An 11973-nucleotide genomic window follows, 5' to 3' on the forward strand; every position below is an offset into this window, starting at 1 on the left:
CCAACTTATCACATGATATCCATTTTCAAAAAGGCTCGGCGGCGCCTACCGCTTCTGCTCCACCCGCACCCAGTCCACCTCGGCCTGCACTCCCCCACCCGCGATCCGGTCCACGCTCGACTGCGGCAAACCCCAGTAGGGAGTGGTCACCTGGTTCCAGCCGGCCGGATAGGCCCCGCCCAGAGCGAGGTTCAGGATCACGTACTGGTTGTGGTCGTAGACCCACTGCCCCCGCGTCGCCTCCAGCTTGTTGCGGGTCGTCTCCTGGACCAGGCGGTCGTCGACGTAGAAGCGCATGCCCGTCGGGGTCCACTCGACGGCGTAGGTGTGCCACTGGTCGACCGTGCCGCCGTTCGGGAAGACCTGGCGGGCGCCGATGTTGCCGTCGGCCGAGTAGCCGGGGCCGTGCAGGGCGGTGCTGGTCCAGTCCCGGTAGCCGACGTTCTCCATGATGTCGGTCTCACCGGACGCGGGCCATGAGACAGAGGGGTCGTCGACGTTGCTGCCGAGCAGCCAGAAGGCGGGCCAGAAGCCGTCGCCGACGGGGAGCTTCATGCGGGCGCTGACCCGGCCGTACGTGAAGTCGAACTTCGTGTTGGTGTCGATGCGGCCGGACGTGAAGTCGTACGTGCCGCCGCCGGCCTGTGTGCAGCCCTTGCAGTACTTGGCACGCAGGATCAGATTCCCGCTCTCGGTGCGGATGTTGTCCGCCGAGTCCACGTACGCCTGCGACTCACCGTTGACCGAACCCATCTCGGTGCCGGTGCGCACGACACGCCACTTGGAGCGGCCGAGGGCGGCGCCGGTGAAGTCGTCGAAGAAGGCCGTCCGGTACGTCCCCGGCTGCTCGGCCGGGAGCGCCGGGTAGGCGGCGTCGGCGCTGCCACCCGTGCCCCAGACCTGGAACTCGTACAGGGAGTAGCCGAACTGGGCCGTCGCGGGGGCCGGGTTGTGGAAGCTGCGGCGTTCCTTGCCGAGCACGCGGACGTAGCGGCCGGTCGCCGGGGAGGAGAGGGTGATCGTGTCGTGCAGGCCCACCGCCTCCGCCGGGGACTTCACGTTCGCGCGGCGGACGGCGACTTCGGCTGCGGAGGGCTGGTGGACGGTACGCCAGGTGCGGTTGTCGTCGGAGACCTGGAGCTGGTAGTCGACGGCGTAGGCAGCCTCCCAGTAGAGGTCCACGGAGGAGATCGTCGACGCGGCGCCCAGGTCGACGGAGATCCAGCGGTCCGCGTTCCAGTCACTGGACCAGCGGGTGGCGTCGGCCTTGAGATCCCCCGGCCACCCTCCGTCCGTCACGAAGGCCGGTGAATTGCCCGCGTGCTGGTAGTAGTTGGTGTACGCGGGGTGGTTCAGGGCCAGGTTGGTGCGGGTGGTGGACGCGGGGGCCGGTTCACCGCCGTAGACCTTGAAGGAGTACAGCGAGTAGCCGTAGGGGGTGGCGCGTTCGAGGCCGCGCATGCGGACATGGCGGCCGGTCACCTCCTGTGGGTAGGTGTGCGCGGTGACCGTGCCGCCGGTGCCGGCGGTCTCCGTGTAGAAGGGGGTCCAGTCCGTGCCGTTCTTCGAGACCTCCAGGACGTATCTCCTGCCGTAAGCCGCCTCCCAGTCGAGGACCACCCGGTCGACGCGGATCGTCGCGCCGAGGTCCACGCGGATCCAGGCGTCCTCGGCGAAGTTGCTGGACCACCGGGTCGCTCCGTCGCCGTCGAAGGCGAGGCCGGGTGCGGTGCCGGCGTTCTCACCGCCGGACGCGGTGACGGCGTTCGGGTTGGCGGTGTGGACCTCGGCCGCACGGTCGGTGTCCCACGCGGCCGCCGCGGCGGTGGGCTCTGCGGGCGGCGCGGCGAACGCCGAGCCGGTGCCGAGCACGGCGAGGGCGGCGAGCGCGGTCAGAAGGGTCCGTGGAGTGCGGATACGCGTACGGGTACGGGATGGCATGCGGCTCTCCTTGGGGATGTGAGGGGGTCCTCGCAGGGTGCGCATTCCGTGCTGTGATGCCTTCGTGCCGTCGCGGTCGGGCGACCCGTCACACCTGTCCCGGTGGCTACGGGTCACCGCATCACGTCTTAGTTTAGAGCGTGAGTTAAGCCTCGGAAGGCAGACGCGTCAAGGGCTTTGACGCACTCTCAGAACTTCCGCCGCAGCTCTTGACTCACACGTTCCACAGTTGAACCATTCAGCGGCAAGAGAGCGCTCCCCGCACCTCATGACGTTCACTTCCTGAACCAGGAGAGCCGCCTGATGCTTCCTCCCTCCCCGTCCTCCGGGCCGTCCTCGATGGGTCGCCGGGCCCTGATCGGCGCCGCGATCGCCTCGGCACCGGCCGTGCTCGGCCTGTCGACCGAGGCCTCCGCACAGACCTCCACGCAAGCCTCCGCCCAGGCTGCCGCGCCGACTTCGGCGTCCCCGTCGGCGCGGAAGAAGCCACGCGCCCTGCCGGGCGGCGGCGACCTCGGCCCGAACGTCCTCGTCTTCGACCCGTCGACCCCGGGCATCCAGGCCCGACTGGACGAGGTGTTCCGGCAGCAGGAGTCGGCACAGTTCGGCACCGGCCGCTACGCCCTGCTCTTCAAGCCCGGCACCTACCACGGCCTCAACGCCCAGCTCGGCTTCTACACCTCGATCGCGGGCCTGGGTCTGTCCCCCGACGACACGACCATCAACGGGGACGTCACCGTCGACGCCGGCTGGTTCAACGGCAACGCCACGCAGAACTTCTGGCGTTCGGCGGAGAACCTGGCCCTGGTTCCGGTCAACGGCACCAACCGGTGGGCGGTCGCCCAGGCGGCCCCGTTCCGCCGCATGCACATCCGCGGCGGCCTCAACCTCTCCCCCACCGGCTACGGCTGGGCGAGCGGCGGCTACATCGCGGACAGCCGGATCGACGGCCAGGTCGGTCCGTACTCGCAGCAGCAGTGGTACACCCGCGACAGCGCGATCGGCAGCTGGCTGAACGGCGTGTGGAACATGGTGTTCTCCGGCGTCGAGGGCGCCCCCGCGCAGAGCTTCCCCAACCCGCCCTACACCACGCTCGACACGACTCCCGTCTCCCGCGAGAAGCCGTTCCTGTACGTCCAGGGGAACGACTTCCGGGTCTTCCTGCCCGAGAAGCGCACGAATGCCCGCGGCGTCACCTGGGGCAACGGCACACCGAGAGGCACCTCGCTGCCGCTGACGCAGTTCTACGTCGCGCGGCCCGGTGTCACGGCGGCCACCCTCAACGAGGCCCTCACCCAGGGACTGCACCTCCTGCTCACCCCGGGGATCTACCACCTCGACCGGCCGATCCGGGTCAACCGGCCGAACACCGTCGTCCTGGGCCTCGGTTACGCGACCCTGATCCCCGACAACGGTGCCACGGCCGTGCAGGTCGCCGACGTCGACGGAGTCCGGCTGGCCGGCTTCCTGGTCGACGCCGGACCCGTCAACTCCGCGACCCTGGTGGAGATCGGGCCGCGGGGCGCGTCCAGCGACCACTCCGCCAACCCGATCACGGTCCAGGACGTGTTCGTCCGCATCGGCGGGGCCGGCGCCGGCAAGGCCACCACCAGCATGGTGATCAACAGCCGGCACACGATCGTCGACCACACGTGGGTGTGGCGGGCCGACCACGGCGAGGGAGTCGGCTGGGAGACCAACCGCGCCGACTACGGCGTCGTGGTCAACGGCGACGACGTCCTGGCGACCGGCCTGTTCGTCGAGCACTTCAACAAGTACGACGTGCAGTGGTTCGGCCAGCGCGGCCGCACGATCTTCTTCCAGAACGAGAAGGCGTACGACGCCCCGAACCAGGCCGCCATCCAGAACGGCTCGATCAAGGGCTACGCCGCCTACCGCGTTGGTGACGCCGTGACGTCGCACGAGGGCTGGGGGCTGGGCAGCTACTGCTACTACAACGTCAACCCCTCGATCGTGCAGCACCACGGCTTCGCCGCCCCGGTGCGGTCCGGCGTGCGCTTCCACAACCTGCTCGTGGTCTCGCTCGGCGGTAATGGGCAGTACGAGTGCGTCATCAACGACACGGGGGCGCCGACGTCGGGGACGTCGACGGTGCCTTCGACCGTGGTGTCGTATCCCTGAGGTGAGGCAGGCCGGACGAGGGCCCCGTCCGTCGAGGACGGGGCCCTGTCGCCCTACCGCGACACCGCGGCGACCGGCGCCGGCGCATACCCGGTGGGCCGGGCCGTGAACGTGCCGCGTCCCTGGGTCCGGCTGCGCAACCGCGTCGCGTAGCCGAACAGTTCGGCCAGCGGCACAGTCGCGGTGACGACCGCCGCGCCCGCCCGGGTGACGGAGCCCGAGACCCGGCCGCGCCGGGCCGCCAGGTCACCGAGCACCGAGCCGACCGCGTCCTCCGGCACGGTGACCGTGACCTCGACGACCGGCTCCAGGAGGACCATCGCGCAAGCGCGCAGGGCATCGCGGAGGCCGAGTCGGCCGGCCGTACGGAAGGCCGTGTCGGAGGAGTCCTTCACATGGGTCGACCCGTCGGTGAGGGTGACGCGCAGGCCGGTCACCGGGTGGCCGCCGAGTGGGCCCTCGGCGAGGGCGTCGCGGCAGCCGGCCTCCACGGCGCGGACGTACTCCTGCGGCACCCGGCCGCCGACGACGGTCGAGCGGAACTCGAAGCCGTTGACGCCCTGTTCGGCCGCCGTGGCCGGCGCCGTCAGGAGCTCGACATCGAGAACAACATGCGCGAACTGCCCCGCTCCACCGTCCTGTTTGACGTGCCGGAACACGAAACCGGACACCCCTCGGCCGACCGTCTCGCGATACGACACCCGCGGGCGGCCGACGTTGACGTCCAGCCCGAGGTCACGCCGGATCTTCTCCACCGCGACCTCCAGATGCAGTTCGCCCATGCCGGACAGCACCGTCTGGCCGGTCTCGGCGTCGGTCCGCACGACCAGCGACGGGTCCTCCTCCGCCAGCCGTGCCAGCGCCGAGGCCAGCCGATCGGTGTCGGTGGACCTGCGGGCCTCGACCGCGACGGACACCACCGGGTCGGCCACGCTCGGCGGTTCCAGGACGAGCGGGGCGTCCGGGGCGCAGAGGGTGGAGCCCGGGCGAGCCGACTTCAGGCCGACGACCGCCACGATGTCCCCGGCGACCGCACGGTCGACGTGGGCATGACGGTCGGCCTGGACCCGCAGGATCCGCCCGATCCGCTCGGTGCGCCGCGCAACCGCGTCGAACACCACGCCTCCCTTCTCGATGGTTCCCGAGTAAACCCGCAGGTAGGTCAGCCGCCCGGTCGGGGTCGCGCTCACCTTGAACGCCAGCGCCGCGAACGGTGCCGACGGGTCGGCCGGCCGCTCCTCGTCGACGCCGTCGCGCAGGCCGCGTACGGCCGGCACGTCGAGCGGTGACGGCAGATACGCCACGACCGCGTCGAGCAGCGGCTCCACACCGCGGTTGCGGTAGGCCGAGCCGCACAGCACGACCACGCCCTCACCGCTGCGGGTCAGCTCGCGCAGGGCGGCGACCAGCGTCTCCGCGGAGACCTCCGACCGCGCGCAGAACTCCTCCAGTGCGCCGGCGTGCAGTTCGGCCACCGCCTCCTCCAGCAGCCGCCGACGCCGGTGCGCCTCGTCCAGGAGTTCCTCCGGCACCGGCCCTTCCGCTGCCGTCTCGGCACCGTCGGCCCACACCAGCGCCCGCATGCGTACGAGGTCCACGACGCCGCGGAATCCGTCCTCCGCGCCGATGGGCAACTGCACGACCAGCGGCGCCGGATGCAGCCGTTCCCTGATCGACGCGACGGCCGTGTCGAGGTCCGCCCCGGCTCGGTCGAGCTTGTTGACGAACGCGATCCTCGGGACGCCGTGCCGGTCGGCCTGCCGCCACACCGACTCGCTCTGCGGCTCGACCCCCGCCACGGCGTCGAACACCGCGACCGCGCCGTCCAGGACACGCAGCGAACGCTCCACCTCGTCGGCGAAGTCGACGTGCCCGGGGGTGTCGATCAGGTTGATCCGGTGACCGTCCCAGGCACAACTCACCGCAGCCGCGAAGATGGTGATGCCGCGGTCCCGCTCCTGCGAGTCGAAGTCCGTGACGGTCGTGCCGTCGTGGACCTCGCCCCGCTTGTGGGTGGTTCCGGTGGCGTACAGGATCCGCTCGGTGACGGTGGTCTTGCCCGCGTCGACATGCGCGAGGATGCCGAGGTTGCGGACGGCGGCGAGGGTGTTGACGTTGGTGAGGTTGGTGATGTTCGTGCGCACGGCCTTTGGCCTTTCGGGTGATCCGTAAGCGGAACGGAAAGGGGCAGCGCGATTCCCGGACGATACGTGCACGCACATGGCGCGGTGGCGCGGGCGCACGTCGGCGCGACCTGTCGCTCCATCAATTAGGGCGCATGACAGGAGCGTTGACGTACTGGGGCGCTCTCAGGTGTTCGTCACGGACATCCAGTGCCGGCCGCGCAGCGGGCACCGGACGGACAGGGACACCAGGATCACGTCGTACCGGTTGAACCGGTGGCATCGGTTGTACCGGTCGTCCCGGGAAGGGGAGACGACGACAGCGGTGCGGTCACGCACGGCCCGGCTCCCCTCAACTCGTCACGACGACGCGCCGCCGAGTGGTGGGCGGCGCGTGCTTGTGTGGTGAGTGTAGGGAGCCGGGCGAGGTCGAGGCAGCTGATTTTTCTCCTACTGGTCGTCGTCGATCGTGATGGCCGACGCCGGGCACACCGCTGCTGCCTCACGGACGGCGGCCTGCTGTCCGGCGCCGCAACAGCGTCCCTGGTCCACGTTCACTTTCACGGCCGTTGCCTTCCTTCCCCGTGCGGGAGCCGTCACCATCGCACGGGCACCGTGCGCAGTCCGCCGACGAGGAGACCCTCGACGCGCTTCAACTCATCGATGGATGCGTCGAGTTGGAGGGTCGGCAGCTTGCGCAGGAGTACTTCGAGCGTGACCTGGAGCTCGGTGCGTGCCAGGCTCTGGCCCAGGCAGGCGTGCGGTCCGGCGCCGAAGGTGAGGTGGGGGGTTCGGGGACCGGGACAGCACCATGTCGTCGGCGTCGGCGAAGACCCGTTCGTCACGGTTGGCGGCCGGCATGCTGCACACGACGGTCGTGCCGCTCGGCAGCAGCTCTCCGTCGACCTCGACGTCCTCGGTGAGGTAACGCCGGATGCCGAAGCCGAGGTTGGCGTCGAAGCGCAGCGCCTCGTCGACCGCGGTGCGCACCAGGGCGGGGTCGGCCGGCAGCCGCTCCCAACGGGTGCGGTCGGCGAGCAGCATGGCGACCATCTTGCCGATCATGTTGGCGGTGGTCTCGTGTCCTGCGACCAGGAGCCCCATGGCGGTGCCGAACAACTCGTCGCCGGTCAGCCCCTGCCCCTCCCCTCGCCCTCCCTGATCACCATGCCGATCAGGTCGTCGCCGGGTTCGGCGCGTGTCGCCGCGATGTGCGCGGACATGTACTCGGCGAACTCGGCGTACGCCGCGCCGGTCTGAACGCCGGTGTAGCGGCTGACGTTGAGGAAGGCGTCGGACCAGTGCGAGAAGCGGTCCCGGTCCACGCCGGGGACGCCGAGGATGTCGCAGATGACGTGGACGGGCAGGGGGAAGCCGAGGCCGGCCTTGAGGTCCGCGGGCCGTCCACTGCGGCCCATGTCGTCGACGAGGTCTTCGGCGATGCGCGCCATGCCGGGGCGCAGCGCCGTCATGCGCTTGGCGGTGAAGTACTTGCCCACCTGCCGTCGCCACCTGCGGCTCCCCGCGGTCGGGCAGGACGAGCGTGGTGGTTCCGTCAGCGGCGGGACCACCGGCGCCTTCGGGGGCGATCCGGGCAGCACCGTCCTCGGCCGTCGGGCGGGTGGAACGGGGGTCGGCCAGCAGGGCTTTGATGTGGTCGTAGCGGGTCAGGGAGGTCGCCTTGTCCCCGCTGGGGAGTTCAACGGTGGCCACCGGGCACCGGCCGCGCAGTTGCTCCCATTCGGCCGGGGGCTCCAGGAGGTTGTCGAACGCTTCCGCGTCGCTCACCCACCTCCCCGGGGCCCACGCGGCGGGGACCCGCTGGACCAGTGCGCCTACGTCATCCTCACCAGGCTCGAGACCCAGGGAGCGATGTCCATCCCGGACTTCGTCGAGGCCTTCGGGCTCGCGGCGTCGACGTTCACCCGGCAGACCTCGGCCCTGCTGCGCAACGGGCTGGTGGAGCGGGCCCTCGATCCGTCCGGCGGGGTGGCCCGCAAGTTCCGGATCACCCAGGAGGGCCTCAGGCTGCTCGCGCAGCAGCGCGAGGGAATCGCCACCAGCCTGTCGACGGTGGTGGCGGAGTGGCCCTCCGAGCGCCTGGACCGGTTCATCGCCGATCTACAGCAGTTCAACACCGACATCGAACGCATCACCGGCCGCCCTTGGCCGAGGAGCGCGGGCGCCTGACGACGGCCCTCGGCGGCCTGGCCGGCGCAGTCAGCAGATCGAGCCCCGGCCGGCCGCGGTGGCCCGCAGCAGATCCCGTACGAGGTCGAAATCGATCTTCTCCGGCTTGCGGAAGCGCAGGCAGCCCTTGCCCATGTCCTGTCCGGCCAGCCGTTCCTGGAAGGCGTCACGGACATCACTGCGCATCAGATAGAAGGAGACGTACTGCCGCTGACTCGCGAACGCGATCTCGGCCGCACCGTCGCGCTGGTACGTCGGCATGCCATAGGCCATGACCTCGCTGAAGCCCTGCAGTTCCGCGCGGCACACCTGCCGTAGCCGCGTCAGGGCCTCTCGCCGCTCCATCGGCACCTCGGCCAGATAGCCGTCGACATCCTCCGCCGCGCTCTGCACCATGCGGCGAGGCTAAGCCTGGAGGCGGTACCGATCAACCGTCCGACAAAACAACCCGTGCGGGTCGAGGTGGCCCTCGACCCGCACGGGTTGCAGATGTTCTGTGTCCGAGGGGGGACTTGAACCCCCACGCCCGATAAAGGGCACTAGCACCTCAAGCTAGCGCGTCTGCCATTCCGCCACCCGGACTAGTAGGACTCCGTTATGTCTGCCTGTCGGTCCTGTTTGGGGGAACGCTGAAGGTGTGGATACACATGAAGTGAACCGGGCTCGGGCGAAGTTGGCGTTATTCGTGGCTGATGTGTTCGCCTCGGTGCCGCGCAAGGACCAGCGGGCCAAGAGCGACTGCTATCTGCGGGGACTGATGGTGGACGGTCGCCGCAAGTCCATCCAGGCCATGGCGCAGCGGCTGCCGGACGGCAACGAGCAGAATCTGCAGCAGTTCGTGAACCAGTCGACGTGGGATCCGCTGCCGGTGCGGCGGCGGATTGCGCAGCGGATGGTGCCGCTGGTCGGTCCGGACGCGTGGGCGGTCGATGACGTGTCGTTTCCCAAGGACGGGAAGATGTCGGTGGCGGTCGCCCACCAGTACTGCGGGGCGCTGGGCAAGCAGGCCAACTGCCAGGTCGCAGTGAGTGTGCACGCGGTCTCCGACACGGCGTCCTGTCCGCTGCAATGGCGCCTGTTCGTGCCTGAGGAGTGGGCGCACGATCCGGTTCGCCGGCGCAAGACCGGGATGCCCGACGAGATCGGGCACCGGGAGAAGTGGCGTCTGGCCCTGGACACCATCGATGAGCTGGCCGGATGGGGTCTGGTGCCTCCGGTTTTGGTGGCCGACGCCGGCTACGGACAGAACGCCGACTTCCGCGACGGCCTGGAACATCGCAGCATCGACTACGTGGTGGCGATCCGCTCGGATGTGACCGTCCACCCGCATGATGCGATGCCCATGGCCCCCACCTGGTCCGGCAACGGCCGCAAGCCGCAGCCCCGCTACCGCGACAGGCCGACTCCGGTGGCCGCGCTGGTGGCCGGCCACGGACGGCAGGCCTTCACCGAGGTGACCTGGCGGGAAGGATCCCGCGGACCGCTGCGCTCACACTTCCTGTCCCTGCAGGTGCGGCCCGCCGGGATCAAATCCAAACGCCTCGCCCAGGCCGCCGCCCTCGCCTCACACGGCCACTGGGACGGCGTCCTGCCTGAGGTCACACTGCTGGCCGAATGGCCCGACGGCGCCGAAGCACCCACCGGCTACTGGCTGTCCAACCTGCCCGCAGACACCCCAATCGCCGAACTGGTCCGCCTGGCGAAGATCCGCTGGCGCATCGAGCACGACTACCGGGAACTCAAGCACGGCCTCGGCCTGGACCACTTCGAGGGACGTTCCTGGAACGGCTGGCATCACCACGTCACCCTGGTCACCGCCGCCCACGCGTTCCTCACCGAACAGCGACTGGCCCCAAAAGCCGATACAGCCAACTCACCCTCTACCAGACCCTCGACGCCATCCAGGACCTGCTGAACTGCTGGACCGGCACCTGCACCACCTGCCACCGCCCCCTGCCCAGAACATCCACCACCAGCCAAAACCCCAGAGCCAGAGCAACCTAACGGAGTCCTACTAGGTGTCTGCCGCCTTGCCGGGGGCCTTCCCGGCGGCGACGTGGACAACAATACCAAGGTTTCGGAGTGCCTTTCACCTGCGTTTCCGTCCATCGGGCGGGGGTCCGGGACCGCACGGCCCGATGCCCTTAGGGTCGCATCATGAGTGACTGGACGGTTACGCAGAGTCCTTCCGCAGGACGTCGCCCGCGTGCGCTGTCGCCCCTCAGGGAGCATCTGCGGGACACGTTCTGGTTCGCCCCCATGGCTGCGATGGTGGCCGTCTTCGTGGTCTGGCTGGCGGCTCAGGCGCTCGACGCAGCCATCGTCGATGCGCTCCAGAAGGACGGCGACTACGAGACGCTCGACGAACTGCTGCGGTTCGCGGACGACGCGAAGGCCGTGGTGAACGCCGTCGCCTCGGCGATGATGACCTTCATCGGTGTGGTCTTCAGCATCTCGCTGGTGGCCGTGCAGATGGCGAGCGGGCAGTTCACCCCGCGCGTGGTCCGGCTCTTCGTGCGCAGCCGGATCACCAAGGCGACCTTCGCCGTCTTCCTCGCGACCTTCGTGCTGAGCCTTCTCGTGCTGACCTCCTTCGACACCGCCGAGGATGCCCGTGCCGTCACGACGGTGCCTCTGGTGCAGTCGGTGCTCACGCTCTGCATGGTCGCGTTCAGCCTGTTGCTCTTCGTGCTGTACGTGAACAGCACTCTGCGGTTGATGCGGATCAGTTACGTGATCGCACGGATCGCCGCGGAGTCCTTCCGGGTGACCGCGTCGATGCCCGTGTCGACGGACGGACCGGACACGCCCGACCTCGGCACCGCCACCGCTTGGGTGCCGCACGAGGGCCGGGCGGGGGTGCTGCGGGACGTGCACATCACGCGGCTGGTCCGGACTGCTCGCAAGCACGGGGTGACGCTGCGGCTGATCCCTCGGATCGGGGACTTCGTGGTGCCTGGTACGCCCTTGCTGGCGGTGCACGGCGGTGCGGCCCCGCCGCGGCGGGCGCTGCGGTACACGATCTCGGTGGGTGTGGAGCGGACCTACCACCAGGATCTCGGCTTCGGGCTGCGGCAGTTGTCCGACATCGCGCTGCGTGCACTGTCGCCCGCGATCAACGACCCGACAACCGCCGTCCAGGCGCTGGACCGTGTCGTCCAGTTCCTGGCCGCGCTGAGCCGTCGGCCGCTGGACGCCGCCCTGCACCGGGACCGGCGCGGGGTGGTGCGGCTGGTGCAGCCCGTGCCGGGGTGGACCGAGCTGGTGGATCTCGGGTTCACCGAGGTGCGGGGCTGCGCCGTCGGCAGCCCGCAGGTCTCACGGCGCATGCAGGCCGGCCTGGACGACCTCCTCCTGCTCGCACCGCCGGAGCGCAGCGGACCGATCTTGCGCCACCGCGAACTCCTCCACCAGGCGGTGGACCGCGCCGAGCAGTTCCCCTCGGACCGCGCGTTCGCCCTGCATCCGGATCGCCAGGGCATCGGCTGACCGGTTGCGGATCAACCAGGGGAGACAGGACGACCTGTGCCATCGCGTCGGCGACCGACGCCGGGCACCGGTGCGGCGGACCGCGTGG

Annotated in this window: 8 protein-coding genes, 1 tRNA gene and 1 pseudogene; 4 read left to right on the forward strand and 6 right to left on the reverse strand. The window is 69.8% G+C overall.

The genetic code is table 11. From position 1 onward, the window contains the following. Positions 1 to 45: 45 nt before the first annotated feature. Complete coding sequence (locus tag OG331_RS11625) at positions 46 to 1941, reverse strand: discoidin domain-containing protein (protein ID WP_406194767.1); 1896 nt, start codon at positions 1939 to 1941, stop codon at positions 46 to 48. Between the two features lie 303 nt (positions 1942 to 2244). Between OG331_RS11625 and OG331_RS11630 the strand changes: the two genes are divergently transcribed. Then, positions 2245 to 4083 carry a coagulation factor 5/8 type domain-containing protein gene (locus OG331_RS11630; protein ID WP_406194769.1) on the forward strand — a complete coding sequence of 613 codons (1839 nt, stop codon included), beginning with the start codon at positions 2245 to 2247 and terminating at the stop codon, positions 4081 to 4083. A gap of 53 nt (positions 4084 to 4136) precedes the next feature. Here OG331_RS11630 and fusA read toward each other — a convergent pair whose 3' ends face one another. The 3 genes and pseudogenes from fusA to OG331_RS11645 form a co-directional block, all read right to left on the reverse strand. Then, positions 4137 to 6227: an elongation factor G gene (gene fusA, locus OG331_RS11635; protein WP_406194771.1), complete on the reverse strand. Its 2091-nt coding sequence runs from the start codon at positions 6225 to 6227 to the stop codon at positions 4137 to 4139. A gap of 165 nt (positions 6228 to 6392) precedes the next feature. Further along, complete coding sequence (locus OG331_RS11640; RefSeq protein WP_406194774.1) at positions 6393 to 6545, reverse strand: hypothetical protein; 153 nt, start codon at positions 6543 to 6545, stop codon at positions 6393 to 6395. A 257-nt stretch (positions 6546 to 6802) separates the two neighbouring features. Next, positions 6803 to 7994 (reverse strand): annotated as a pseudogene (locus tag OG331_RS11645) (cytochrome P450). On the opposite strand from OG331_RS11645, the gene OG331_RS11650 reads away from it, so the two are divergent. Continuing rightward, complete coding sequence (locus OG331_RS11650) at positions 7938 to 8396, forward strand: MarR family winged helix-turn-helix transcriptional regulator (RefSeq protein ID WP_406194776.1); 459 nt, start codon at positions 7938 to 7940, stop codon at positions 8394 to 8396. The pseudogene OG331_RS11645 and the gene OG331_RS11650 overlap by 57 nt on opposite strands. A gap of 30 nt (positions 8397 to 8426) precedes the next feature. On the opposite strand, the gene OG331_RS11655 is transcribed toward OG331_RS11650, so the two are convergent. Both OG331_RS11655 and OG331_RS11660 read right to left on the reverse strand, forming a co-directional pair. Then, complete coding sequence (locus OG331_RS11655) at positions 8427 to 8792, reverse strand: iron chaperone (protein WP_406194778.1); 366 nt, start codon at positions 8790 to 8792, stop codon at positions 8427 to 8429. Between the two features lie 101 nt (positions 8793 to 8893). Continuing rightward, positions 8894 to 8978, reverse strand: a tRNA-Leu gene (locus OG331_RS11660). A gap of 55 nt (positions 8979 to 9033) precedes the next feature. Here OG331_RS11660 and OG331_RS11665 point away from each other — a divergent pair. Both OG331_RS11665 and OG331_RS11670 read left to right on the forward strand, forming a co-directional pair. Further along, on the forward strand, positions 9034 to 10311 hold the full coding sequence (locus OG331_RS11665) for an IS701 family transposase (RefSeq protein WP_406190343.1): 1278 nt from the start codon (positions 9034 to 9036) through the stop codon (positions 10309 to 10311). 242 nt (positions 10312 to 10553) lie between these two features. Next, positions 10554 to 11885 (forward strand): DUF2254 domain-containing protein, encoded by a 1332-nt coding sequence (locus OG331_RS11670; RefSeq protein WP_406194780.1) that lies wholly within the window; start codon positions 10554 to 10556, stop codon positions 11883 to 11885. Positions 11886 to 11973: the final 88 nt, after the last annotated feature.

It is taken from the genome of Streptomyces sp. NBC_01017 (genome assembly GCF_045162795.1).
Classification (GTDB): domain Bacteria; phylum Actinomycetota; class Actinomycetes; order Streptomycetales; family Streptomycetaceae; genus Streptomyces; species Streptomyces machairae.

What these genes read in the sequence shown, in the direction of transcription:
- OG331_RS11625 (WP_406194767.1), bottom strand. Translation starts at nt 1,941, where the DNA reads ATGCCATCCCGTACCCGTACGCGTATCCGCACTCCACGGACCCTTCTG.
- OG331_RS11630 (WP_406194769.1), top strand. Translation starts at nt 2,245, where the DNA reads ATGCTTCCTCCCTCCCCGTCCTCCGGGCCGTCCTCGATGGGTCGCCGG.
- OG331_RS11655 (WP_406194778.1), bottom strand. Translation starts at nt 8,792, where the DNA reads ATGGTGCAGAGCGCGGCGGAGGATGTCGACGGCTATCTGGCCGAGGTG.
- OG331_RS11670 (WP_406194780.1), top strand. Translation starts at nt 10,554, where the DNA reads ATGAGTGACTGGACGGTTACGCAGAGTCCTTCCGCAGGACGTCGCCCG.